The organism is Thermodesulfobacteriota bacterium (assembly GCA_040753795.1).
Taxonomy (GTDB): domain Bacteria; phylum Desulfobacterota; class Desulfobacteria; order Desulfobacterales; family Desulfosudaceae; genus JBFMDX01.
The window spans coordinates 178494-202459 of record JBFMDX010000002.1; the positions used below are offsets into that span (position 1 = coordinate 178494).

The following is a 23966-nucleotide window of genomic DNA, read 5'->3' on the forward strand; positions in this document are numbered from 1 at the left end:
TATGCCATGGGAAGACCCACCGGCGTGTGCCATGTGACGTGCAAGTAGTGAAGGGGGAAGCTGACATGATTCAACATCTGATCATCGGCGGTAGCGACGCCGGCATCAGCGCGGCATTGCGGATGAAGGAGATCGACCCGAAGGCTGCGGTTACGTTGATGGTTGCCGACGCTTTTCCCAACTTCAGCATTTGCGGGTTACCGTTTTACCTGAGTGGTGAGGTGCCGGATTGGAGCACTCTGGCCCATCGCACCGTGGAGGAGATTACAAAGCACAATATCGACCTGCTGCTCGATCACCAGGCGCTTATCATCGATCCGCGAGCCAAGCTGGTGCAAGTTCGTTCGTCCAATGGAAACCATCGTCTGATCGGCTACGACAAACTCCTGATCGCCACCGGTGCGGAATCAATCAAGCCGCCCATCGAAGGATTGGAAAATCCCGGCGTCTTTTTCCTGCGCTGGGTCGATGACAGCTTCGCAATCAAACGGTTCATGGACCAACAGCACCCCAAACAGGCCGTGATCATCGGCGGCGGCTACATTGGCCTGGAAATGGCCGATGCCCTGACCCACCAAGGGATGACGGTCACCCTGTTGGAATTCGCTCCCGAACTGCTGACGACGCTGGACCCGGCCCTTGGGGGGTTAGTCAGGGCCGAGCTGAAATCCAAGGGGGTGCGGGTGATCACGGGGCAAGCGGTTCAGCGCATCTCGCGAAATGATAAAAAGCTGATGGTTCATGCCGCGTCCGGCGAGACCGAATCAGCCGATATGGTGCTGGTGGCGGCTGGTGCCAGGCCCTCAACCGAACTGGCCCAAACAGCCGGCATCGGTCTTGGGGTCGGAAAAGCAATCCAGGTGGACAGGAACATGGCCACACCAGAGGAGGATATCTGGGCCGCTGGAGATTGCGTCCAGACCTGGCACCGTGTGCTGGAACGTTATGTCTATATGCCGCTGGGCACCACGGCTCACAAGCAAGGCCGGGTGGCCGGGGAGAACATGCTGGGTGGCGTTTGCCAATTTCAGGGCAGCCTAGGCACCCAGGTGGTTAAAGTCCTTGACCGGGTGGCGGCAAGAACCGGTCTGCGAGATAAGGAAGCGGCCGAAGCCGGTTTTAAACCGTTGACCGTGTCGCTGACCTCCTGGGACCATAAGGTGTACTATCCCGGGGCAAAGGAACTGCACATCCGCCTGACCGGGGATCGTTCCACCGGGCGTCTTCTCGGCGCCCAACTGGTGGGCCATCGGGTATCCGAGGTCTCCAAGCGGCTCGACATCGTTGCCGCCGCCCTTTATAACGGCATGGCCGTAAAAGAGATTTGCGACCTGGATCTTTCCTACACGCCGCCGCTGTCGTCTCCTTGGGACCCGGTACAAATGGCGGCTATGGAATGGTGTTTGAAACGTTAAGGACCATATCGTGGCGCTTACAATGGAAAGATATTGAGACTGGTCGACTGTTTGATAGGTTTCCCCTGGCCTGCGGTCCAACCGGGTTGCATCTGCCGGTTTATGGCACCTGAGGATTTGGCAACGCAGAAAATACTAATGCTGCTCTGAAGCTGCTGGGCCTGACCCGATAAATCCTCGGCTGTTGATGAAACCTCTTCGGCTAAAGCAGCGTTCTGCTGCACAACATGGTCAAGCTGAGCAATCGCCTGGTTGATCTGGGCCGCACCGGCGGTTTGTTCGTGACATGCCGCGCTGATTTCCTGGATCAGTTCCGCCGTCCGGTGAATATCCGGAACCATTTTCTCAAGCATTCGGCCAGCCTTTTCCGCCACATCCACGCTGCCGGCCGAGAGCGCACCAATTTCCTTGGCCGCTTCACCACTGTGTTCGGCCAGCTTGCGCACCTCTGCCGCCACTACGGCGAAACCCTTGCCAGCCTCACCGGCCCGGGCCGCTTCGATGGCTGCGTTCAATGCCAGCAGGTTGGTCTGCCGGGCGATTTCCTCAATGATGGAAATTTTAGCGGCGATATCCCTCATGGCTTGTACCGTGTCCCCAACCTGCCTGGCTCCGGCTTGCGCGTCCCTGGAGGCCTGAAGTGCGGTTTTTTCGGTTTCAGAGGCATTGTCAGCGTTATGGACGATCTTTGCGTTCATCTCCTCCATGCTTGAAGAAATCTCTTCGAGATGGGATGTCTGTTCAGTGGAACGGTGAGACAGTATTTCGAAAGAAGAGCTTAGCTCCTCGCTGCCCGATGCCACATTGCCCGAAGCAGTTTGGACCTGAGCCACCACGTCTTTCAACCGGGCCACCATGTTTTTCATGTCATCGGCCAGCATGCCGATTTCGTCCCGTCGATTAATATCCAAGGAAACGGCCAGATCCCCCCCGGCGATCCGCCTTGACATCTCCGATATCGTTTTCAGAGGGGCGATAATTTTTCGAGATATCAACAGACTGATAAACGAGGCCATCAACAAAACGACGATTGATAGCGATGTCGTCTGAACAAGGCGGGTATTAATCTCTTTGGTCATGATCGCTTTGTTTTCGGACACGATCTGATCGATATCAGAGATGTTGACGCTGGTACAGATGATCCAGTTCCAGTCTTTGAAATAACGGAAAAACATCAGCTTTCTGTTCAGGGGAGCCTCTTTGCCCTCCTGCGAACGATACTCCAGATATCCCTGGCCGTTTTTCTGTGCCAGCTGCAGGATATTCTGGAACACAAAGCGACCGTCCGCGTCCTGCAGCTCTTTTACGATGGTTTTTTCATACTGCTGTCGGGTCGGGTACACATAGCAGTAATAGTCCTTATCAAAAACGATGAAGCTATTCTGATCGCCTTCGCCGAAACGCATAGCTTTCAGAGCGTTAACCGCGTCCTCGTAAAATCTGGCGTTGGAGACGATGGCATAAGCATTGGAGAGAAGGTCCCGGATCTGCGCCTGGCGTTCTTTGTGCATCAGGCTTTCCAGGTTGTGAACATGATAAGCATTGTTTTTCCCGAGTGAATAGCAGTGGGAAAAGATAAAGATAGCAGAAACGATAAAAACCGTAGCCGCATTGAGCAAACTGATTTTTGCGCTGACTTTCATCCGTTCAGGCTCCATGAAAAGCCGGTTAAAAAAGCATTTCTATACTGTCCGGATTCAATAGCTATTCGGTTTATGTTGTTTTTTGATGAGTCGTTGCCGGAACCGGTTAATCTTTTCGGATGATACCGAAATCACTACTAGTATTATATCCGGTCCTGGTGGAAGAAGAAGGACATGCGGCTGCCGGTCACCATGCTGCGGCCGGTCTGCAGGAATATCAGTAACCACAAAAGCTGCACGGACAGGAGGACGCCGGGGCGCCACAGGGCCTTAAGACCGGCCGCGATATCCGGATGAAAGGGCGCCGGGGCGCCGAAGATCAGGGCTACCGCTCCGGCATAGGGAATGGTCGCTAGGGCCATGATCTGATAGGCGGTCAGCCGGCGCTCCTCTCCCCGGAAGTCCGCCCGTAGAAATTCGGACAACACCCGCCAGAGCTGGGTTGTCATCAGCGGTATCAGGAAAGCCGGAGCGGCCAGCCCGTTCAGAAAGAACGCAATACCGGTCAACCCCGCGGCAATATAAAGCACCGATGTGATGAGTTGAACGGGGATTACCGGTTGTCCGTCCCATCCGTGGGCGTAAGCGATTTTTTTTGTCTGGCCGGTGAAGGTAAAATGGAACCGGCGGAAAATTTTTTGCCAGAAGGGAGAAAGATCCGCCACCCGTCGGCCGTAACAGCAGCCGAAACTGATGCAGGCCAGTCGGCCGAAGCCTTCTCCGAAGGCATAGGCAATGGCCAGGGCCGCCATGGAAACGGTGACGGTCGTTCCTGAGCCGGTCTGTTCCCGGATGGCGTACCATATCCAGGGAGCGACGATCATGCCGACAAAGGACGCGCCGCCGACGGTGAACGTGTGTCGTTTCTTTTCCACCACTATGGCCAGCAGCTTGGACGCCGGCACGCACACAACCAGAACCAGTCCCGTCATGATCAGGATGGCGGTCATCGACGCCCCGGTCGAGCTCATCAGCAGCAGAAAGATAGAAACCGATACGGTATAGGCGCTGGCGACAATGACGCCGTAATAGGTCAGATTTCGTCCCGCCCAGGTTCCGTCATCGCGCTTGTTCCCCGGAACAGCGGCCAGGATCTGCCATTTTTCGGCCGGGAGAACCCGGGCGCCCCACCCGATCACGGCGGCGGAGGTCAGGGAAATAATCGTCATAAAGAGAATGTCCACGGTGGTCATTATTAACTCCTTGTTATTCTGATGCCTTCTGATTATCTGTCGGACCGTTTGGCCGACGCCCGTCCGGAAAAGGAATCGCCCGGGCGATCAGGGATCGCACCCGGACGTCGGTTTCCACCAGAGGCCGGCCGAATCCGACGGAATAGCGGCTGGTGACATCCGAACGGTCCCGGTTTTGAATCAGATCTTCGCAGAAGCCGATTCGTCCTTTTTGAAACAGCAGCACGTCGGTGGAACTTCCGGGGTAATAAAGACTTTTCGGCCGGCCCCGTTTCAGGAACATGCCCGGGCATACGTCCACCGGATGGTCATACCGCTCCTCGCTGTAGCACTGCTCCACGCGGCCGATCATCATGGCCACGACTTCCACCATGGCCACCAGTCCGATTCCGCTGCCGTCCGCCACATCCGTGTCAATGATGGTCACCACCCGTCTGTTCTTGGAGTGGGACGTGACCAGCTTCACCACCGCGCCGGGATTACAGGAGCAGCAGTAACCGTCAACGGCGTAACGGTCCAGCACTATCCCGGATACGGGCACGTGATTGTAGTGATATTTGTCCGGGGTCAGGCGGAAGAGGGCGTATGTGCCGCCGGCAAAAGCCGCTCGCCACGATCCCCGGTCACCGATCAATTCATCGGCGTTAAAAAATTTTTCTTTGATGGGTAGTCCCAAGGCGGCCGGCATATCCCCGATGATAACCCGTGCATCCGCGGGAGAAACGACCGTCCGGGGATCCGGGTCCATGGGGCGGTAAATCCAGTAGCGGATTTTTCTCTGAAAAAGATTCCGCATGGAGGACAGGGCCTCCGCCGGTTCCAGGCATTCGGATAGATTCACGCCCATTCTTTCCGCCGCCCGGCGGACCCGCCGTCCGCTGCCCGGCGGGCAAACGTCATAGACCAGGAACCCGATAGCGTCCGTAAGCCGGGGCGATGTCAACAGGCGAAACATGTGGCCGGGGGTCTCGTTGGTCAGACCGTAGACGGCGTTGATCAGACGGTCGCCGAATATTTTCTCGGTAACCACCCGGCGGGTGGGCCGCTCAACATACTGGTGCGGTATCAAGCGAGTCATATCTGTTTCGGGTCTGCCTTGTTTCAGCCGCGGCGATGGACATCAGCAGCAGATGGATCAGCCGCAGCAGCCGGTCATCGTCAAGCCGGTTCTCCATAAGATCGCTTTTGGAGCCCGCCAGGAATCCGGGCATATCCTGCCCATCGAGAATGGCGGTCAGGATTGGCCGGAGATGTTCATCCCTTTCCCAGCCGGCGGTAAGGGCGTCGAATTCCAGCCGGTCATAAGCTTCGGTCATGTTTTTCTCTCTCAGGGTCTCCCGGTAATAGGATTCCGCCAGGCGGTTGAACGATCCGGCGTCTAACTTAAGCGCTGAACGGGCATGGGGCTTTCCCAGAATGCCGCCCATGAGTTTTTCATAAGCCGTATGCCGCGGGGAGTCGATCCGTTGGCGGAGATCGGAGACGGTATCGCGCATGTGATTCATTTCGATAAGGTCGGCGGCGTCTTCTTCCAGAATGTCCACCAGGGCCCGGCAATATTCCGCATGGTAAACCCGGACATATCCCGGATAGCGGCGGCTTAACCGGGTCCGCCGGACACGGCTGAGGATCTTTTTTAAAAACCGGTTGGCCGTGCCGGCGTTGACGAAGAAAGTGGGAATACCAATGGCCCGGCCGAAGAATATCTGGCGACGTTCGCTTTCCACCGTCGGATCATCCGGGATGTCGTCGTGGGTCACCGCGTCCGTGATCATATATTTCCAGGCCAGGGCGGTGAGCAGGGCCTGCAGGTTCGTTCCATTGCCCATGTCGTCGCGGATGTTTTCAAACAGGCTGTAATACCGGCCTTCAAAACCGGTGAAGCCCATATCGGCAAAAACCCGGTTCCGATAAATTTGATAAAGGGACATATGCGTGTCAAACACGCCCATGTCGGCGAGGTCCTTTTTCAACCGCAGATCATTCCCCATGCGGCCGTCCAGGGACGGGCTCTGGTCAGTGCTCATGATGGACACCAGGTAATCGATCAGCCGGAAATCGGGAACGATGTCTCCCTTCAACCGCAGCAGCCGGCTGATAATGCGGTCCAGCCATTCCGGACCAAAAGGGGTAAGGGGCTGGCCTATTACCCGCAGGCTGGCTTTTTTCTTCCAGCGCCGCCAGATCATGCGCAGGTGCGTGTAGTCCAGTTCGTGCGGCAGAAATCCCAGCACTTTTTCCGGATGAAAATCCTGAAAGTCGAGGCGGTAGGGCGCGGCGCTGTATGTGCCGACGACCAGCGGCAGAAAGTGCTCCACGATCTTAATGGCCAGGTCACCCAGATATTTTTCATCGGCCGCGCCGTATCCCGATCCGTTATCCGACAGCAGGCGTGTCAATGTCCGACTGCCGAGGCTGATATGGGTTCCGTTGTTGGCCAGGCAGATGTTCGATATGTTGGGCAGGACGACCAGATTGCGCGTGATGATGCCGGCGTCCTTGAGCTTGCGCACGGCATTCATCTGGCTGCGGGAAAGAACCTGGTGGCATAACCCCATATATTCATATTTTTTTTCGCCGCGGGCCCAGCCGGACAGGCAGGGACTCATGAACAGTTCCCGATAGAAGGAATCGGAGATGCATTCGTTGAGCTGCTTCTGCCGGACCGGGGGATGAGGCGCAAAATAGACAACCGCCTCCTGCCCCGACGCTTTCAGGCCGAATTTGTTATTGGCATAGTAGGCCAGCAATTGCACCAGCAGAAACCGCTGAAGGGTTTCGTCGGCCAGGGCCGCTCCCCTCGCGGCGGGATTATCCAGGCGGACGGTATAAAACGAAAAGATTTCCGGGGAGGTGTTGTCGTTGAGAAAATGGTGGAGCAGTTTTTCACCCTGCGCTCTGATCGCCGGGTGGGCGCCGCTTTCCTGACTGACGGCGTCGGCCAGCGCCAGCTTGAGTAGGTAGCTGACCGGAAGCCTGAGGTGCTCTTCTCCGTCATGCCGCACGAAAAAACGGTCGGCGTCGCCGCGCAGCGGGCTCCCGGAATCGGATTTGTCCCGCAGCAGATCATGCCGGAAGACGTCATCGGCGAAACGGCTCAATGCCTTTCGCGGGAATCGCACCCAGCTGTTCTCCCAGATTTGGTCGGCGTTACCGTCGATGTAGGCCGTCAGATCCGCCACCTGCCGGAGGGAAAGCTCTCCGGACCGGGAGCGCCGGTTGATGTTCTTGTAATAGTTGGACTCCCGGATGACCAGTGGCAGATCGACGGTGACGCCGGAACCCTTGACCACGGTCTGAAATTCGTTCTCCGCGCCGGCGGTAATGTCGTCCGCGAGAAAGGGCAGGCGGTGGAGCTGGGGATCCGCCGGGGAAGGCTTAATTCCCAGAATTTCGCGGATTCGGCGCAGATAAAGCTTGCTGGGGGTACCGTGAGGAAAGAATACGGTTGGTTGGTTTTCAGCGGCCAGAGACATATCCCTATCCATTCGTTTTCGGGTTGCGTCGCCGGTTTCCGATAGGCACGGAAAAGCCAGCGTTGACGTGGCCATTATGTCCGGTCAGCGTGAGCGGATAATGAGAATTCTGTTTTATTATTCCAAGGCGGTCTTCAAGGGTCGAATAAATCTTGTTCAGAAAAACGGGTAATCCGGCCGGGGGCCGCGCCCGGCCCGCTTGCTTCTGTGGGGAAGAGGGATAGGTTGAGACGCCGCCACCGGGAAAGTTTTTCGGCCCCCGGGGGCTGGCGACCGTCAAAGAAATCGCAGGTCCGGTAATAGGCCATGTCCGAAAACCAGCAATGCCGATAGGTTTTATCATGCAGCAGATTGCCGCTAAACCTTCTAAAACCGGTCAAGGCGGAGAACTGTTCGGACGGATCCCGGAAACATTCCCAGTCACAGCGGCGGCATTCGGATTTTCCGCTGAAGCGGTCCGGGTTCATGCCCCAGTATTTGCCCAGGTTTTCATGACCCCGGTAGCCGCAGGGGTAGGTATCGCCTTCCCTGGCGTCGATAAAGAAGAAATCCCTTCCGCCGCGGCATCCGGCGGGCGTCATCGCGGTCGTTTCTTCACCGGCGTAATGGCGGTAGAGTGCATAGAGGGATGTCAGGGGAGAAAAAACACGAATGCGGGAACGGAATTCCCGCACGGTCTCCATCAGGATCCGAAACAGCAGTTCTTTCTCATCCCGGTCAAAGGAGACGATCCGGTCGGCGGCGGTGGCGGCGTAAACGGCGGCCAGATTCCCGGGCGAACCGTTTTCCACGCTCATGGGATAGCAGGTGTTGAGCATGGTAAAGCCCATGTCGATCACCCGATGATAGAAGCGTTGCAGGCCGACGGTATAACGGCGGTAAAATTCTTCCAGATAATCGGAGCGGCGGATAAAGTCTCTTGGCTCCAGGCCGGCGGTGAAGTCGCCGCCGAGGTTGCGATTGACGCCCAGGTTGGCCGCCGGGAAGATGCCGTGTTCGTGAAAAACGGGCAGGGCCGCTTCGATGCCCGACATAAGGCCGGGAAAACCCCGCATGCGGTCGTGGGTTTCAGGATCGCAGGAGTCCACGCTGATCCAGAAATTGCGCAGCGGGGTGGCGGCCAGTTTTTCCGCCACGGCGGACACCCGGGCCGTGTCCCGCTCCCGGCCCCCGGCGCCCGGCCGCATGAAAAAACCATTGGTGCCGGTACGAATGAACGGGATGCCGACGGCCCCCGCGTGCGAAATCATTTCCGCCAGATCATCCAGGCGCAGCAGGGGCTCGCCTCCGGTAAAAGAGACGGCCGCCACACGGTTGGCCGCGGCGGCATCAAGAACGCGCCGGATGGTATCCATGGACAGGCCGGTGCGCGGGAAGGCGCTGGAAACCCGCATGCCGCAATTGGGACAGCGGGCGTTGCATCGGTCGGTGATCTGAATGATGACCTGACCGGGCAGACGGCGGGTCCATATCGACTTTACCGCTGCCGGCAGCAAATTTGACAACTCGGCGATTCCCATGCTCGGTTTCCGGGCCGCTAATTGTTAAAATAGGCGGCTTTCAATCCATCGCAACCGGGAACCGGTTCATGATACAGGTTCCACTGCTGCTCAAAAGCCGATTCAAATGACCGGGTTTCCATATAGGACCGGGCGTTTTTTTTCATTCGCGCCAGCAGGGCCGGGTCATCAGCCAGGCGGATGATCTTTTCCAGAAAGGCGGCGATGTCCCCGGCGGGAACGATAAAGCCGGTTTCACCGTCGATCATGTTCTCTCCGGGCCCGCCCTGATCGGTGACGATAACGGGCAGTCCGGATGCCTGGGCCTCCAGCACCACGTTGCCGAAGGTGTCGGTGGTCGATGGAAACACGAACAGGTCGCATCCGGCGTAAGCCTCGCTTAAATCCTTTCCGTCCAGATATCCTGTAAACATGACGGGAAGATCCCGGACAAGCCGCTTCATTTCGTCCTGGTAGGGACCGTCTCCCACCACTATCAGGCAAACATTGGGAATCCTGGCTGAAAGCTCCCGAATGATCGCCACCAGTTGATCCAGGTTCTTCTCCTTTGACACCCGGCCGGCATACATCAGTTTTAAACAATCATCGGTCAGGTTGAACCGCCGCCGGTAAAAACCGTTGCGCTTGTCCGGGTGAAAACAGGCCGTATCGACCCCGCGCTGGTAAAAGCGTATTTTTTCCGGGCTGATGCCTCGGCCGGCCAGTTCTTCACCCGTGGCCCTGGACGGCACGAAGACCATGTCCATCTGGCTGTAAAACCAGATCATGTACTTCCAGGTCATTCCCTCCAGGCCGTCATCCCCGGTGATCTGGCGTACGTATTGCGGGAACGAGGTGTGGTAGGTGCCGTAGGTCGGCAGTTGCAGAATGCGGGCGATGGCCAGGGCGGCAAGGCCGACCGGACCGGGAGTGGCGATGTGAATCCGGTTGATATCCTGTTCAAAACAGTAGTCGATCATTTTGAGCAGCGGCGGATAGTAAAGTTTCAGCTCGGAATATTCGGGCATGGTAAAGGTATCGATGGGCGCGAAAGTTTTAAACCCCGGCCGTTTTTCCTCCGGGCCGCAGGTGATCAGGATCATCTCCTTGTTCAGCAGGGCCGCCATTTCCGACTGCTTCCGCAGGGTCCGGGCCACACCGTTGATATCGTGGAGGGTGTCGGTGAAGTGGCCCGCCCGGACCCGTTTTCTGATGAGGGGAACACCGCGGATCCGGTCGGAAATGGATTTGCAGAGCATGCGGTCCTTGGTAAACACCTTGTAGGCGATAAAATAGGGCGCCAGCATGGTATAAAGGGCGCCGCCGGCGCCGATCATCTGAAACACGTTGAAGATATTGCCGCTGGAAAGTTGCTCCATGGTGGTGTTGCACAACCGGGCCAGGATCTCGTCGGCCGCCTGATCCACAAAATCATGACAGTGCGAAATTTTTTCCTGAGTCGAGAGCGGTCCGCCGTCTCTGACGCGATGGTATGCGGGAAGGTTTTCAAGCACCTCCCTGGCCGTTTGCAGGCAGAACCCGGACAGGGCTTTTTCCATGCTCCGGTCCCGGCGCTTTTTCCCGTCGGAGGGCGGATTGCCTCCGGAATCCGGTCGGCGGTCCGGCGGTTGGGGCGCCGGCCGCGGGCCGCCCAGCACACCGTCGATGAAACCCACGAAGCGGTCTTTTTGCCTGAACCGGTCCAGCCCGAATTTTTGATTGTAGAACTGGTAAGCGATGGAGTAGAGGGCGTGAGCCAGCATTTTCGGATGATAGTCGTTGCCGCAGACCCGGCTTTGTCCGGCATTGACGGCGGCCAGAAAATCAGACAGATCGCCTTCTTTTTCCACCAGGGTGAATGTCCGGGCCACATGGAAGCCCGAGTGATCGTCCGATCCGCCGGTCAGACTTTTTTTCCAGGGTATTTTTCCCGCGGGCTGGATGCCGTGTTTATCGGCCAGCGCGCTGATCTGCTCGGCCGTCAGATGGGTCAGAATATCCAGCAGGATGGTGTTCTGATAGTTGTCCCGGGTACCGTTTAATTCAAAATTGGAAAACATCAGCAGCAGTTGTTCGAACTGATCGGCGGTGAGCCGGTCGTTGACCGCGAACAGGGGATGGGCCACCACATGGGTGATGGCCTCACGGTTGAGGTAGGCGGCCAGGTCATAAATGCTGGTTCGTGCCCGGGTGATGTCCTCGTGCTGACGTTCAGTGATGTCGTAGGCCAGCACATGGATTTTGCAGCCGTTGTCAGGGAAATAAGTGGTGATTTCTTCGCTGACAAAGGCGCCGGGCAAATGGGCGATCTCCAGGCTTCCGGCCAGGGTGTTGTGATCGGTGATGGTGACAAACCGCATACCTTTTTGCCTGGCAATGTCGTAAACGGTTTTCGGCTCCACGTAGCTTTCCGAGCATCCCAGTTTCTGCAGGATCCAGTATGACGGCCGGGTGGAGTATCTGGAGTGTACGTGAAGGTCAGCCTTCATGGTTGTATGACTTCTCTTTGTTTCGGTTGAACATCGGGCCTGGTGCTGAGGCTAATATAAAAAAAGATAAAAAAGAGTTATGTGGTTTGGTCTAGAGGACGGTTAGTTTTCGGTTTGGCCCATATTTTCCCTTTGACAGAGAGAAAATCGGATTATAATGCAGCCTTGTAGACAAGCGGGGGGGCGCGTTGGGTACGGAAAAGCGTTCATCCCGATTTTACCCCATAACAAATTATATTAATTTAGAAAAGGAATGGTCATGAAAACAGAAATAACAACCGGGCGATGGTTGCTTCTCGCGATGGCGGTAGTGCTGCTGAGCGGGTGCGCGGTGGGAAGCTACCAGGCGCGGGATGTGAAAGAAAGCGGAAGCGTCCTGGTCAGCCCGGATATTCTTGAGGCGGGAACCGGCGATCAGGCCCTCTACCGTTATGTAAACGCCAAGACGGATTTCCGGGAATACAGCAAAGTCATTATCGACCCGGTCATGATAATCAAGGACGGCGAACTGGACCAGGCTGAACTCCAGGATTACCAGACCCTCGCCAACAACGCCTATGTCTATCTCAAACAGGAACTGGAGAAGGATTATGAGATCGTCACCAAGCCTGAAAAAAGGGCCTTCAGGGTCCAGATGGCGATCATCGACGCCGACAGCTCAAAGCCTGTCCGCAATACCCTGTCCACGCTTATACCGGTCGGCATGGTCCTGTCCCTGGGCAAGTATGCGGCGACCGGCAAGCAGGCCGGGGTCGGGGAGATCACCGTGGAGATGAAAGTCACCGACGCCGCTACCGGTGAGCTTCTCGGCGCCGCCCTTGACCGGCGGGTCGGGGGCAAGCAACTGGTCAAACTGTGGAGCGGCTGGCACAACGCCGATGACGCGCTGCAATACTGGGCGAAAAGACTCGGCTTTGTTCTCTGTGAAATGCGGGGGAGCGCCAACTGCGTCAAGCCCTGATCATAAAGAGTCGGGACGGGGCCATGGGGAACGGCTGACAGCAGCTATATTTTGAAAGTAAAATTAAAAAACACCTGAGCGCCTTCAACGTCGATTTCCCCGGCATCGTCATCAAAGTCAAGGCCCGTCGCTATGGCCCGGACGCCGCCGCCCAGAGAAACCCTGTCGAAAATAAACACTTCCAGGCCGGCCCTGGCATAGAGGCCGGCCGAGAGGTGGGATTCGGTCTCATCGTCAAGGTCCTGGTCGTTTTCCTCCGGTTCATGGGTCCAGCTTCCGTATATCAGCAACGGGCCGGCGCCGGCATAGAGGCGCAGCCTTTTGGCCAGGGTGGCGGCCACATATCCTCCCCCGAAGTAGTCAAACAGAAACCACTCATTGTCGATGTCGATGGCGATATTGGTGTTCGGGGATCCGACCGAGGCGTACAGCACGTCGGTGTCGTTTTTCATGCTGAAGTTTCCGCCGGTTTCAAATCCGAACTCCAGCCGGTCTCCATATAACGGCTTTTGAGCCGCCGCGCCGAAAAAGGTCAGATCGTAACTGTCCTCCTCCAGGTTCGGCGAGTCCTGCTCCAGCTCCATCAGCGAGACAATCGCCTGGCAGTATACCGGCTTTTTTTCCCCGTCCAGCGGGTAGGCGGGGGGTGTCCACAACATACCCATCACGGCAACTGCCAGGAATGTGATGGAAATCGACCGCAAGTGCGTTATAGAGAGAGCCATTGGTTATTGCTTCCTGTCTTTTGTTGGTGTGGCGCTGTGGATGCTCGTTTCGGCTGGTATGGGAAGGCGGTGCCGCCGCAGCTTGCAAAAAGAGCGGTTTGATTCATGCCCGGTACTACAGCACGTAGATCTCTTCCCCGAAGGTATGGACCCAGTTCTTTTTGAGAATTTCGATAGCATCCTCGGAGCGGTCCACGCCGATGATGACGATGGGCTGGCCGCTTTCGCCCCGGCCCAGAAAGGGATAAAGATAATGGACGTTGATGCCGCCCGCCTTCAGGGGCCTGAGCAGGGTCTGCAGGGCGCCGGGATGGTCCGGGATTTCCACCGCCAGCACCGGGTTGATCCGGACGGTATAACCCTGCCCTTTTAGGACCGCCTCGGTCTTGTCAGGGTTGTCTGAGACAAACCGGACGGTGCTGACATCAGACCGGTCGGCCACGGAAATGGCCCGGATGTTGATGCCTTCATTGCCCAGCAGCTCGCTGATCTTGAGAAACTGGCCCGGCGTGTTATCCAGGCTCACGGAAATCTGTTTTACCAGCATGGACGGCTCCTTTGTCACGCGCCCGTTGTCCGCCGCTATCCGGCGGGAACATAGTCAAAGCCGCAGGTGAGGGCTTTTTCGTTTAACGGGATCAGTTTTTTCTTGTCCTTGAAAGCGTTGTAAAGTCCCTGGGTCAGGGCTTCCCGGGAAACCAGGCCGGTCTTTTTGACCACGGCGGCCAGCATGATCATGTTGGCGCACTTGGCGTTGCCCAGCTGGTCGGCCAGATCATTGACCGGAATCTCGATGACCTCGACGTCGCCCCGGGAGACCGGGCCGGTCGTCAGGGAAGAGTTTAAGAAGAAGATGCCGCCGGTCTGCAGCCGGTTCATGAAGCGCACTAAAGACGGTTGGTTCATGGCCACGACGAAATCCGGGGAGGATGCTACCGGTGAGGCGATCTCTTCATCGGAGATGGCCACCGTGCAGTGGGCCGTGCCGCCGCGCACTTCGGCGCCGTAGGCGGGCAGGTAGGTGACGTTTTTCCCGTCCAGCAGGGCCGCCTGGGAGAGGTTGAGGCCCATGGAGAGAACGCCCTGGCCGCCGAAACCGGCAAAAATCGTTTTCAGTACCATCTTACTTTCCTGTCGTGTCCTTGATTACGCCCAGAGGAAACACTTTGGTCATTTCCTCGTCCACCCATTTCCAGGAATCGAGAACGCCCATTTTCCAGTTGGTCGGGCAGGGTGAGAGGATTTCCACCAGGGAATAGCCCAGGTTGTCCAGCTGCACCTGAAAGGCCTTCTGCAACGCTTTTTTGGTTTTGATGATGTTCTTGGGTGAGTTCACGGCCGTGCGTTCAATGTACACGGCGCCGTCGGTCAGGGCCAGCATCTCGCTGAGCTTGATGGGATAGCCTTCGAAGTTCTTGTCCCGGCCGAAGGGGCTGGTGGTGGTTTTCTGGCTGAGCAGGGTGGTGGGCGCCATCTGGCCGCCGGTCATGCCGTAAACGGCGTTGTTGATGAAAATGCCGGTGATCCGTTCCCCCCGGTTGGCGGCGTGAATGGTCTCGCCGGTGCCGATGGCCGAGATGTCGCCGTCGCCCTGGTAGGTAAAGACTACCGTGTCCGGCGCGGCCCGCTTGATGCCGGTGGCTACCGCCGCTCCCCGGCCATGGGCCGATTCCACAAAATCCGTTTCAATATAGTTGTAGGCGAACACCGAGCATCCGGGCGGGGGCACGCCGATGGCCCGGTCGTGAATGTTCATTTCGTCCATCAGCTCGCAGACGATCCGGTGAACAATGGAGTGACCGCAGCCGGGGCAGTAATGAAAGTTGGCCCGGGTCAGGTAGCGGGGGCGCTGATAAACCTTTTCCATTTTTTTATTTGAGTCCCTGTTGATGATAATGACGGGCGATCACCCGGGCGACTTCGCTGGGCGCCGGAATGATGCCGCCGGGGCGTCCGTAGAAATCAATCCGGCGGTCACCGTTCAAGGAGAGCCTGACGTCTTCGATCATCTGGCCCATGTTCATTTCAAACACCAGAATGCCCTTGACCCGCTCGGCCGCCGCTCGCAGGGCTTTGTCGGGGAAAGGCCAGAGGGTGACCGGCCGGAACAGGCCGACCTTCATGCCGCCGGCGCGCACTTCCTTGATGGCGCCCTTGGCGATCCGGGCCGAGGCGCCGAAGGCCACCACCAGCAGCTCGGCGTCGTCGGTTAAAAAGGTGTCGGCGGCGGGCTCTTTTTCTTTAATCACCTGGTAGCGGCGGTACAGGCTCCAGTTGATTTCCTCCAGGTCGGCCGGGTTGGAGGTGAAGGACTTGACGATTTTCCGCGGCCGGCCGGAGGCGCCCCGCAGGGCGTCGGCCCGGACCGGGGGAACGGCCGGCGCTTCGCGGTCGAATTCCACCGGCTCCATCATCTGGCCCAGCATGCCGTCGCCCAGGATGAGCACCGGCATGCGGTAGGTGTCGGCCAGGTCAAAGGCCCGCATGGTCAGGTCCGCGAACTCCTGGACCGAGGCCGGCGCCAGGACGATGGTGCGGTAATCACCATGGCCGCCGCCGCGGGTGGCCTGAAAATAATCGGACTGGGCGGCGATGATGCTGCCCAGGCCGGGGCCGCCCCGGGAGATATTGACGATCACGGCCGGTAGTTCACAGGCCGCCAGGTATGAGATGCCTTCCTGCTTCAGGCTGATGCCCGGGCTGGACGAGGAGGTCATGGTCCGCACGCCGGCCACGCTGGCGCCGTGAACCATGTTGATGGCGGCGATTTCGCTCTCCGCCTGGACAAAGGCGCAACCCGGCCGCCGGCCCAGGTTGGCGGCCATGTACTCGGTCAGTTCGTTCTGGGGGGTGATGGGATATCCGAAGTAACACTGGCATCCCGCCCGGATGGCGGCTTCGCCGATGGCCGTGTTGCCATACATCAGTACTTTAGCCACGATACACCTCGATGGCGGCTTCCGGGCAGACCAGGGCGCAGGTGGCGCAGCCCGTGCAGGCGTCCTTGTCCACGCAGGCCGCGGTCGCGTAGCCGCTGGCGTTGATATACCCGGAAATGGCGAGACAGCTTTTGGGGCAGAAATAAACACACATGCCGCAGCCTTTGCAGAAGGCCTGGTCGATTTCGACAACGCCCTTTTTCCGGGTTTTGCTTTTAGTCTCCGTCATGAATTCCGCCGCCGTATGCTTACCGGTTGATAAAAAAAAGTACTCTACTCCCAACTACCCGATGCCTGTCAAGGGAAAAGCGGGCTACCGGTTCTTGTACAGCGGTGAAATCGCCCGCAGGGACTCCACGATGTGCTTGAGGGATTTCAAGAATCCCGTGATGTCCGCCTCGGTGTTTTCCACGCCGAGGGTGATGACCAGGGTGCCCTGGGCGTCGGCGTGATCCAGCCCGATGGCCATGAGTACATGGGAGGCCCGCAGGGAACCGGTGGCGCAGGCCGAACGGGTCGAAACGGTAAACCCCTCATCATCGAGCATCAGCATGATGCTTTCCCCTTCAATATATTTGGGGGACAGGGAGACCAGGTGGGGCAGGCCGTTATCCGGGTCGCCGTTGATAAAGTATTCGTCAATATAATTGGGCAGTTCGGTAAGAAGAAGTTTCTGGAGGCGTTTAAAATGGGCCAGTCGCTCCGGCAGGTGCTTCCGGGCCAGGTCCGCGGCCGTGCCCAGGCCGATGATGCCGATGAGATTTTCCGTGCCGGCCCGGCGGTTTTTCTCCTGGACTCCGCCGTCTAAAATCGGCCAGACGTTGGTGCCCCGGCGGATGTAGAGACCGCCCACGCCGGTGGGGCCGTAGAAGGGGTTGGAGGCAAAGCTCAGCAGGTCGACCCCCAGGTCCTGGACGTCGACAGGCACGACGCCGACGGAGTCCACGGCGTCGGTATGCAGCAGCACCTTTTTCTCCCGGCAGACGGCGGCGATCTCTTTAATGGGCTGAATGGTTCCGATCTCGTTGTTGCTGTGCATGATGGAGACCAGGATGGTGTCGTCCTTGATGGCCCGGGCCACTTCCTCGGGGCTGACCCGGCCCTTCTTGTCCACGGATACGGAGGTCGTTTTAAACCCCTGCTGCAGCAGTCGCTTGATGCTGCGGTTGACGGCGTTGTGTTCGATGTTGGAGGTGATGATGTGGCGGCCTTTCTGGGCATTGGCCATGGCCACGCCCTTGATGGCGTGGTTGACCGATTCGGTGCCGCCGGAGGTGAAGACGATTTCCGTGGGATACTGGCAGTTAATCAGGCCGGCCACGCATTCTCGCGCTTTGTCCAGGGCTTCGGAGGCGCGCTCCCCCGCCATGTTCTGGCTGGAGGGGTTGCCCAGCGTGCCCCGGATGGCATTGATCATGGCCTCCTGGACTTCGGGCAGCAGCTGACTGGCGGATATATGATCCAGATTGATTTTACTCATGACAAACTCCGTGCGAAATTAGTGCTCTTCTTCGATTTCCGACAGGCAGGCTTTGCAGAACTTGGCGTCCTTGTCCACTTCCGAGTCGCAATAGGGGCAGTGACAGCCGCCGTCCTCGTGGGAGTGTTCGTGCTTTTCCTGGCGTTCCTCCTCCCGGACAATGCCCGCCTTCTTATCCTCATAATTCTTGATGGCCATCTGCAGGGCGTCGGCGCCCAGGTTGGAGCAGTGCAGCTTGTTCTTGGGCAGTCCCTCGAGGGCGTCGGCCACATCCTTGTTGGTGATTTTTTTGGCTTCCTCGATGGTCTTTCCCTTGGCCAGCTCGGTCAGCATGCTGGAAACGGCGATGGCCGATCCGCAGCCGAAGGTCTGGAACTTGATGTCCTGGATGCGCTCGTCCTCAATTTTGAGGTAAATGGTCATCATATCCCCGCAGAGGGGGTTGCCGACTTCGCCGACGCCGTCGGGATTTTCGATCTCGCCGACATTGCGCGGGTTTCTGAAATGATCCATGACGGTTTTGGAATATAACATGGTCCTTCTCCTGATATTCTGTTGACTGGATACCGTTATCCCGTTAAACGCAGCTTATATTGTGATGCCGGAAGGTTATTGTCAATCGAAATCCCGCCCGACAGCCATTTTCATCGTCGATGACGTCCAGGGGGAGTTTGGCGCTGATCATACCTGACGGATTTTTAATCGCGCGGTTCATTTGTGTCATGCCCCTGAAAGATGATCCGGCTGCCTTCGGACTCAAAGCAAAAGGGTACGTGAATCAGGTGTTTTAATGTTTCCAGCACCGCCTTCTGGCTTTCCGGCGGGACAAAAAGGAGAAGAAAGCCGCCGCCGCCGGCGCCCACGATTTTTCCCCCGATGGCCCCGGCCTGGCGGGACAAGAGGTAAAGCCGGTCAATATCGGGGGTGGACACGTCCGGGCTGAGCTGGCGCTTGGCCATCCAGGCCTCGTGCAGCAGATCGCCGAAGCGATTAAGGTCGCCGTTGTCGGTCAGAAAAGAGATTCCCGTGTCTACCATCCGGCCCATCTGACGCAGGAGCGGGCCCCGGTCTTTCAGGGTTTTGACGTAACTTCCGGCCACGTCCGAGGCCGTTCGCCGGATACCGGTATAGAACAGCATCAGGTGACGGTTCAGCTCTTCCGCCCGGGCTTTGGGCAGGGACAGGGGCAGGAGGTCGATTTGGCCGGAGGGGTGAAAATCGATCCGGTTCAAACCGCCGACGGCCACGGAAAACTGATCCTGGGAACCGACCGTTTCCCGGATCATTTCCTGTTCGATATGGATGCTTTCCATGGCCAGTTGCCGGGCATCCGGCGCTTTTCCCCGCAGGGCGTAAAGCGCGTGCAGCAGGCCGACCGTAAAAGACGAGCTTGATCCCATGCCGCTTCTGGCCGGCAGGTCGCCGTTATGATGGATTTCGACGCCCTTCCGTTGATTTAAAAAACGAAGGGTTTCCCGGACCGCGGGATGGCGGATCTCTTCAAACGTTTGACACAACTCGATATTCGAATAAACAATCCGCAGCCGGTGCTCAAAAAACGGCGGCAGATAACGACAGAAAATCCAGCAGTATTTATCGATGGACGTGGCCAGTACGCTACCGCCTTCGGCCCGATACCATTCCGGGTAATCGGTGCCGCCCCCGAAAAAGGAGATTCGAAACGGTGTTCGGCTGATGATCATGGCTGTCCACCCAGGTTCGCGAAAAAGGCCGGAGCCTTCAGGAAAGATTCCCTGGTGCCGATGTCGATGAAGGCATCGTGCGTCGCCCATCCGGCCAGCCGGCTTCCGGCCAGCGCCGGAAAGATATCTGTTTCCAGGGAGCAGGCGGTGTCCCGGGGGATAGTCTCCACCAGCCGCTGGCGAATGAGATAAATTCCGGCGTTGATCAGCCCCGGTCGGCTATCCGCCGTTTTTTCACTAAATGACATTATAACACCTGCCGAATCGGCCTTTACCCGGCCGTAACGGCCGGTATCCGCCACCCGTGTCAGCACAAGGCCCGCGTCCGCGGAATGGCCCTGAAACCAGGTAAAAAACCTTTCCAGATCCGTATGGCAGTAAGAGTCTCCGTTTAACACCAGCACCGGGTCCGACTGCAGGAGATCCCGGGCATGACCCAGGGCCCCGGCGGTTCCCAGGGGCGATTCTTCCTGCGAATAAGCCAGCCTCAAGGCGCCGTGCCGGTCCCCCAGGGCTTCCCGGACCAGCCGGCCGAGATAACCCGTACACATGACCACGCGCCGGATCCCGAAATGTTCCAGCCGGTCCAGCAGGATGCGGACAAACGGTCTGCCGCTGACTTCCGCCAGGGCCTTGGGGATATCCGGCAGGGTATCGGCAAGGCGGGTTCCCCGTCCGCCGGCCAGAACGACCGCCGTAGTGCGTGAGCGCGGGTTCATCGTATCGGTTATACGTTCGCATACGGGTTGGGAGACAGCATCCGATATCCCCTGATCAGTTCGGTAATGCCCATGTCCAGCGTGTAATGAGGCCGCCAGCCCAGGGCCTCGATCTTTTCATTGCTGACCAGATAGTCCCTTTTGTCGGGATCTTCGCCGATCGGCGCGGAATGAATATAAAAGTCGGGCAGGTGCGTCCGGATGCGTTCACACAGCTGCCTTTTGGTGAGATTGGCCGAAGACAGGCCCACGTTGTAAGGCTGCCCGCGCATTTGATCAAAATGCTCAAGACCGAAAAGAAAGGCGCCGGCCACGTCCCGGATGTGGATATAGTTTCGGCGGAAATGTTCCTCGAAAAGGATGATGAAACGGTCCTTTACGGCCCGCCAGGTGAAATCGTTGACCAGCAGATCCATCCGCATCCGGGGCGATATGCCGAAAACGGTGGCCAGCCGGAAGGTAACGGCGTTGCCCTTGTCCAGAAAGGCTTTTTCCACCTCGACTTTCATGCGTCCATATTCGGAAACCGGGCGCAGGGGGGAAGATTCGGTGCAGACCGCGTCCTTTTCGCCAATGCCGTAACCGCTGTTGGTGGTGGGAAAAAGAATTTTTTGTGACGGGCTGGTCCCGGCGATAATGTCCAGGTGGGCCTCCAGGTTGACCAGGCGCGTGAGGGCCGGGTTGGCACCGCAGGCGGGCGCGCCGACGATGGCCGCCAGGGGAATGACAACGTCAAATTGCGGCAGAAGGCGGCGCATCAGGGCCGTATCGCAGATATTGCCCCGGATGAAGTCAAACCCGGGATAATGGCAGCAATCCAGAAGGGACTGCTGCCGGTAAATCAGCGCGTCAACCACCGTGACGGACATCCCCCGCTTTAACAGTTCCGGCACGAGAATCGAGCCGATATAACCGGCGCCGCCGGTAACCAGTATTTTTTCCGGCATGATCTGTTATCTCCTGCCGACCTAAATGCCATATAATGGCTGGAATATCCACATAATTTTATGACAGCCGGGCCGCCTTTCCCCGGTCGGGGTTGAGCGCCGGCCGCATTTATAATAAGATGATGCCCGTTATCTATTTATTGGCGGATCGCCATCATCTTTCCGGGGGCGCCATGCGGAAAAAAGAGCTGATTGATTTTGAGGAGCGGATTAAGACGCTTTTTGAAAACGGAGAAATACGGGCTCCCGTCCATCTGTCGGGCGGGAACGAAGACACCCTGATTGAAATATTCAGGGACTATCATGAGGGGGACTGGATTTTTTCCACCTGGCGGAACCACTACCACTGGCTCCTGTCCGGACGGGATCCGCGGGAACTCGAACGGCAGATCCTGGCCGGGGACTCCATGTCGGTTTTCGATGACCGGTTTTTCACCTCGTCCATTGTCGGCGGCAACGCGCCCATTGCTCTGGGCGTTGCCCTGGCCATCAGGCTGAAGGGAAACAGCGCCGGCAAAGACGGGGCCCACCCCCGTGTCTGGTGCTTTCTGGGCGACATGGCCGCTTCCGGGGGCCTGGCCGGAGAATGCATCCGGTATGCGCAAGGACACGATCTGCCGGTTACGTATGTCATCGAAGACAATGGCCTGTCCGTGACCACGGATACCGGCAGGGCCTGGGGGAAGGGGAAAAAGAAAAAGTCCCGCCGCTACGAATACAAACGAAAGTACCCCCATGCCGGGACGGGCAAACATGTCAAGTTCGATTAAGAAGATGATGACCTACAAAGACTGCCTGGTTCATGAGATGAACACCCTGGCGGAAAACCCGCGGGTCTTTTTTCTGGGCCAGCAGGTGGCTGAGGGGGATTTTTACGGCACCCTGAAAGATATCCCTTCTGACCGGCGGATTGAAATGCCGGTGGCCGAGGAAATGCAGATGGGAATCAGCATCGGTATGGCGCTGGAAGGGTTGTGCCCGGTTTCCATCTATCAGCGCATGGATTTTCTGCCCCGGGCCATGGACCAGATCGTCAACCATTTGAATCTCATTGAGCGCCTTTCCAAGGGGAGATTTTCTCCCAAGGTGATCATCCGGACCACCATCGGCGCCACCAAACCTTTACACCCCGGGCTTCAGCACGCCAAGGACCTGATCAAGGGGTTTCAGTCCATGGTGGATTTCCCCGTGCTGGACCTGAAAACCCAAAAGGACATCGCCGCCGGCTATAAACTGGCGCGGGAGTCGGCCCGTTCCATCATGCTGGTGGAGCGGCAGGAACTTTACGATATATAGGTAACATGACCGACCTGATTCTCATCAATCCCGGCAACAGGAAACAGGCCTACGGCAGCCTGGCCGAAAGTCTGGCCGGCGTCGAACCGCCCCTGATGATGGCGCTTCTGGCGGCGTATCTCCGGGAGAAAGGGTTTTCCGTATCCATCATTGATGCTGAAGCCGAGGGCCTGGACGCCGATCAGACGGCGGATATAATTGCACGGCATGCCCCCAGGGCCGTGGGCATCGGCGCCATCGGCGCCAATCCTTCGGCCTCCTCAACCCCCAAGATGACGGCAATCCGCCCGTTGTTAAATCGCATCAAAGGCCGGAACCTGCCCTGCAAAACGGTTTTGTTCGGCATTCATTCTTCGGCCCTTCCGGAAAGAACACTCCGGGAAGAGGCGGTCGATTTTGTCGTGCGCGGAGAAGTCTTTTATCCCGTGGAACAGCTGCTGCGTATGCTTCTGTCCGGAGAAGACGCGGCTACCATTAACGGGCTCTGCCTCCTGCGGAACGATTGTTTTGTCGACAATGGCCGTGCGGATGTGGTCGAAGACCTGGACAGCCTGCCGTTGCCGGCCTGGGACCTGCTGCCCATGGCAAAATACCGGGCCCATAACTGGCACTGCCTTGATGATGTCTCCCGCCGTTCGCCTTACGGCGTTATTTACACCAGCCTGGGGTGCCCCTTTCATTGCGATTACTGCAATATTCACGAGATGTACGGCGGCCATCCCGGGATTCGTTTCCGCAGCCCCGGCCGGGTGCTGGAGGATATCGACCGGCTGTATCAGGAATACAAGATTTGCCATCTGAAAATCATGGATGAGCTTTTCGTCATCAATGAAAACCGGGTAATGGAAATATGCGACCTGCTGATTGAGCGCGACTACGGACTGAATATATGGGCTTATGCCCGGGTGGACACCGTAACCGGAAAAGTTCTGAAAAAATTAAAACAGGCCGGTGTCAACTGGCTGGCCTTCGGAATTGAAGCAGGAGCCGACGCCGTGCGGCAGGGGGTGTCCAAGGGGCGGTTTGACGGAGACAGGATCCGGGACGCCGTGGCCAAGGCCCATGGGGCCGGGATCAACGTTTTGGGCAATTTCATGTTCGGCCTGCCGGATGACGATATGGATACGATGGGAGAAACGCTGGCCCTGGCCCGGGAGCTGGAATGCGAGTATGCCAATTTTTACACTACCATGGCCTATCCGGGCTCGGCGCTCTATGAGGACGCCGTGACCCGCGGCCTGCCCCTTCCCCGGACCTGGGGCGGTTTTGCCCAGCTTTCTCCCGAGGCAATGCCGCTGCCGACAAAGCACTTGACCGCCGCTGAAGTTTTGCGTTTCCGGGACGACGCTTTCGCGTCATATTTCAGCGCGCCGTCATATCTTGCCATGATCGAAAAGAAGTTCGGCCCCCAGGCCGTTGTTCACATCCGCCGTATGCTGTCGCTTAAGCTGAGACGGGATATTCTGTCCGGCGGAGGATAA

The 23966-nt window shown here is 57.8% G+C and carries 22 protein-coding genes; 5 read left to right on the forward strand and 17 right to left on the reverse strand.

The window, feature by feature from the left end:
* Positions 1-65 precede the first annotated feature (65 nt).
* Positions 66-1415, forward strand: a complete 1350-nt coding sequence (locus tag AB1724_03625; protein MEW6076880.1) for an FAD-dependent oxidoreductase — start codon at positions 66-68, stop codon at positions 1413-1415.
* A gap of 17 nt (positions 1416-1432) precedes the next feature.
* Here AB1724_03625 and AB1724_03630 read toward each other — a convergent pair whose 3' ends face one another.
* From AB1724_03630 to AB1724_03655, 6 genes are all read right to left on the reverse strand, one after another.
* Positions 1433-3058 carry a methyl-accepting chemotaxis protein gene (locus AB1724_03630; protein ID MEW6076881.1) on the reverse strand — a complete coding sequence of 542 codons (1626 nt, stop codon included), beginning with the start codon at positions 3056-3058 and terminating at the stop codon, positions 1433-1435.
* A 143-nt stretch (positions 3059-3201) separates the two neighbouring features.
* The gene (locus tag AB1724_03635) at positions 3202-4251 is read right to left on the reverse strand and encodes a prolipoprotein diacylglyceryl transferase (GenBank protein MEW6076882.1); all 1050 of its coding nucleotides are present in this window, start codon (positions 4249-4251) and stop codon (positions 3202-3204) included.
* A 13-nt stretch (positions 4252-4264) separates the two neighbouring features.
* Positions 4265-5329: a phosphatidylserine decarboxylase gene (locus tag AB1724_03640; protein MEW6076883.1), complete on the reverse strand. Its 1065-nt coding sequence runs from the start codon at positions 5327-5329 to the stop codon at positions 4265-4267.
* The gene (locus AB1724_03645) at positions 5298-7727 is read right to left on the reverse strand and encodes a hypothetical protein (protein ID MEW6076884.1); all 2430 of its coding nucleotides are present in this window, start codon (positions 7725-7727) and stop codon (positions 5298-5300) included. The genes AB1724_03640 and AB1724_03645 overlap by 32 nt, the downstream gene beginning before the upstream one ends.
* 134 nt (positions 7728-7861) lie before the next feature.
* Entirely contained in the window at positions 7862-9247 is a 1386-nt protein-coding gene (locus tag AB1724_03650; protein ID MEW6076885.1) for a radical SAM protein, read from the reverse strand.
* A 17-nt stretch (positions 9248-9264) separates the two neighbouring features.
* The gene (locus AB1724_03655) at positions 9265-11715 is read right to left on the reverse strand and encodes a glycosyltransferase (GenBank protein MEW6076886.1); all 2451 of its coding nucleotides are present in this window, start codon (positions 11713-11715) and stop codon (positions 9265-9267) included.
* Positions 11716-11974: 259 nt separating this feature from the next.
* On the opposite strand from AB1724_03655, the gene AB1724_03660 reads away from it, so the two are divergent.
* Positions 11975-12676, forward strand: coding sequence for a DUF3313 domain-containing protein (locus tag AB1724_03660; protein ID MEW6076887.1), 702 nt, complete (start codon positions 11975-11977; stop codon positions 12674-12676).
* 44 nt (positions 12677-12720) lie between these two features.
* Here the strand turns inward: AB1724_03660 and AB1724_03665 are convergent, their stop codons facing one another.
* From AB1724_03665 to AB1724_03715, 11 genes are all read right to left on the reverse strand, one after another.
* Complete coding sequence (locus AB1724_03665; GenBank protein MEW6076888.1) at positions 12721-13401, reverse strand: hypothetical protein; 681 nt, start codon at positions 13399-13401, stop codon at positions 12721-12723.
* 115 nt (positions 13402-13516) lie between these two features.
* Positions 13517-13948: an ACT domain-containing protein gene (locus AB1724_03670; GenBank protein ID MEW6076889.1), complete on the reverse strand. Its 432-nt coding sequence runs from the start codon at positions 13946-13948 to the stop codon at positions 13517-13519.
* A gap of 35 nt (positions 13949-13983) precedes the next feature.
* Complete coding sequence (locus tag AB1724_03675; protein ID MEW6076890.1) at positions 13984-14523, reverse strand: 2-oxoacid:acceptor oxidoreductase family protein; 540 nt, start codon at positions 14521-14523, stop codon at positions 13984-13986.
* 1 nt (position 14524) lies between these two features.
* Entirely contained in the window at positions 14525-15268 is a 744-nt protein-coding gene (locus AB1724_03680; protein MEW6076891.1) for a thiamine pyrophosphate-dependent enzyme, read from the reverse strand.
* Between the two features lie 4 nt (positions 15269-15272).
* The gene (locus AB1724_03685) at positions 15273-16343 is read right to left on the reverse strand and encodes a 3-methyl-2-oxobutanoate dehydrogenase subunit VorB (GenBank protein ID MEW6076892.1); all 1071 of its coding nucleotides are present in this window, start codon (positions 16341-16343) and stop codon (positions 15273-15275) included.
* Complete coding sequence (locus AB1724_03690; protein MEW6076893.1) at positions 16333-16569, reverse strand: 4Fe-4S dicluster-binding protein; 237 nt, start codon at positions 16567-16569, stop codon at positions 16333-16335. The genes AB1724_03685 and AB1724_03690 overlap by 11 nt, the downstream gene beginning before the upstream one ends.
* Positions 16570-16653: 84 nt before the next feature.
* Positions 16654-17820, reverse strand: coding sequence for a cysteine desulfurase family protein (locus AB1724_03695; GenBank protein MEW6076894.1), 1167 nt, complete (start codon positions 17818-17820; stop codon positions 16654-16656).
* An 18-nt stretch (positions 17821-17838) separates the two neighbouring features.
* Complete coding sequence (gene nifU / locus AB1724_03700) at positions 17839-18354, reverse strand: Fe-S cluster assembly scaffold protein NifU (protein ID MEW6076895.1); 516 nt, start codon at positions 18352-18354, stop codon at positions 17839-17841.
* A gap of 164 nt (positions 18355-18518) precedes the next feature.
* Positions 18519-19523, reverse strand: coding sequence for a kinase (locus AB1724_03705; protein MEW6076896.1), 1005 nt, complete (start codon positions 19521-19523; stop codon positions 18519-18521).
* The gene (locus tag AB1724_03710; protein ID MEW6076897.1) at positions 19520-20242 is read right to left on the reverse strand and encodes a nucleotidyltransferase family protein; all 723 of its coding nucleotides are present in this window, start codon (positions 20240-20242) and stop codon (positions 19520-19522) included. Before AB1724_03710 ends, AB1724_03705 begins: the two co-directional genes overlap by 4 nt.
* A gap of 8 nt (positions 20243-20250) precedes the next feature.
* Complete coding sequence (locus tag AB1724_03715; GenBank protein ID MEW6076898.1) at positions 20251-21189, reverse strand: NAD(P)-dependent oxidoreductase; 939 nt, start codon at positions 21187-21189, stop codon at positions 20251-20253.
* Between the two features lie 173 nt (positions 21190-21362).
* Here AB1724_03715 and AB1724_03720 point away from each other — a divergent pair, with 173 nt between their 5' ends.
* Genes AB1724_03720 through AB1724_03730 form a run of 3 tightly spaced genes read left to right on the forward strand, consistent with a single transcriptional unit; the run spans position 21363 to position 23966 of the window.
* A complete protein-coding gene (locus AB1724_03720; GenBank protein MEW6076899.1) occupies positions 21363-21959 on the forward strand; it encodes a thiamine pyrophosphate-dependent enzyme in 597 nt (198 codons plus the stop codon).
* Positions 21943-22485 carry a hypothetical protein gene (locus AB1724_03725; protein MEW6076900.1) on the forward strand — a complete coding sequence of 181 codons (543 nt, stop codon included), beginning with the start codon at positions 21943-21945 and terminating at the stop codon, positions 22483-22485. Before AB1724_03720 ends, AB1724_03725 begins: the two co-directional genes overlap by 17 nt.
* Before the next feature lie 5 nt (positions 22486-22490).
* A complete protein-coding gene (locus AB1724_03730) occupies positions 22491-23966 on the forward strand; it encodes a radical SAM protein (GenBank protein MEW6076901.1) in 1476 nt (491 codons plus the stop codon).

What these genes read in the sequence shown, in the direction of transcription:
- AB1724_03625 (MEW6076880.1), top strand. Translation starts at nt 66, where the DNA reads ATGATTCAACATCTGATCATCGGCGGTAGCGACGCCGGCATCAGCGCG.
- AB1724_03630 (MEW6076881.1), bottom strand. Translation starts at nt 3,058, where the DNA reads ATGAAAGTCAGCGCAAAAATCAGTTTGCTCAATGCGGCTACGGTTTTT.
- AB1724_03635 (MEW6076882.1), bottom strand. Translation starts at nt 4,251, where the DNA reads ATGACCACCGTGGACATTCTCTTTATGACGATTATTTCCCTGACCTCC.
- AB1724_03640 (MEW6076883.1), bottom strand. Translation starts at nt 5,329, where the DNA reads ATGACTCGCTTGATACCGCACCAGTATGTTGAGCGGCCCACCCGCCGG.
- AB1724_03645 (MEW6076884.1), bottom strand. Translation starts at nt 7,727, where the DNA reads ATGTCTCTGGCCGCTGAAAACCAACCAACCGTATTCTTTCCTCACGGT.
- AB1724_03650 (MEW6076885.1), bottom strand. Translation starts at nt 9,247, where the DNA reads ATGGGAATCGCCGAGTTGTCAAATTTGCTGCCGGCAGCGGTAAAGTCG.
- AB1724_03655 (MEW6076886.1), bottom strand. Translation starts at nt 11,715, where the DNA reads ATGAAGGCTGACCTTCACGTACACTCCAGATACTCCACCCGGCCGTCA.
- AB1724_03660 (MEW6076887.1), top strand. Translation starts at nt 11,975, where the DNA reads ATGAAAACAGAAATAACAACCGGGCGATGGTTGCTTCTCGCGATGGCG.
- AB1724_03665 (MEW6076888.1), bottom strand. Translation starts at nt 13,401, where the DNA reads ATGGCTCTCTCTATAACGCACTTGCGGTCGATTTCCATCACATTCCTG.
- AB1724_03670 (MEW6076889.1), bottom strand. Translation starts at nt 13,948, where the DNA reads ATGCTGGTAAAACAGATTTCCGTGAGCCTGGATAACACGCCGGGCCAG.
- AB1724_03675 (MEW6076890.1), bottom strand. Translation starts at nt 14,523, where the DNA reads ATGGTACTGAAAACGATTTTTGCCGGTTTCGGCGGCCAGGGCGTTCTC.
- AB1724_03680 (MEW6076891.1), bottom strand. Translation starts at nt 15,268, where the DNA reads ATGGAAAAGGTTTATCAGCGCCCCCGCTACCTGACCCGGGCCAACTTT.
- AB1724_03690 (MEW6076893.1), bottom strand. Translation starts at nt 16,569, where the DNA reads ATGACGGAGACTAAAAGCAAAACCCGGAAAAAGGGCGTTGTCGAAATC.
- AB1724_03695 (MEW6076894.1), bottom strand. Translation starts at nt 17,820, where the DNA reads ATGAGTAAAATCAATCTGGATCATATATCCGCCAGTCAGCTGCTGCCC.
- nifU (MEW6076895.1), bottom strand. Translation starts at nt 18,354, where the DNA reads ATGTTATATTCCAAAACCGTCATGGATCATTTCAGAAACCCGCGCAAT.
- AB1724_03705 (MEW6076896.1), bottom strand. Translation starts at nt 19,523, where the DNA reads ATGATCATCAGCCGAACACCGTTTCGAATCTCCTTTTTCGGGGGCGGC.
- AB1724_03710 (MEW6076897.1), bottom strand. Translation starts at nt 20,242, where the DNA reads ATGAACCCGCGCTCACGCACTACGGCGGTCGTTCTGGCCGGCGGACGG.
- AB1724_03715 (MEW6076898.1), bottom strand. Translation starts at nt 21,189, where the DNA reads ATGCCGGAAAAAATACTGGTTACCGGCGGCGCCGGTTATATCGGCTCG.
- AB1724_03720 (MEW6076899.1), top strand. Translation starts at nt 21,363, where the DNA reads ATGCGGAAAAAAGAGCTGATTGATTTTGAGGAGCGGATTAAGACGCTT.
- AB1724_03725 (MEW6076900.1), top strand. Translation starts at nt 21,943, where the DNA reads ATGTCAAGTTCGATTAAGAAGATGATGACCTACAAAGACTGCCTGGTT.
- AB1724_03730 (MEW6076901.1), top strand. Translation starts at nt 22,491, where the DNA reads ATGACCGACCTGATTCTCATCAATCCCGGCAACAGGAAACAGGCCTAC.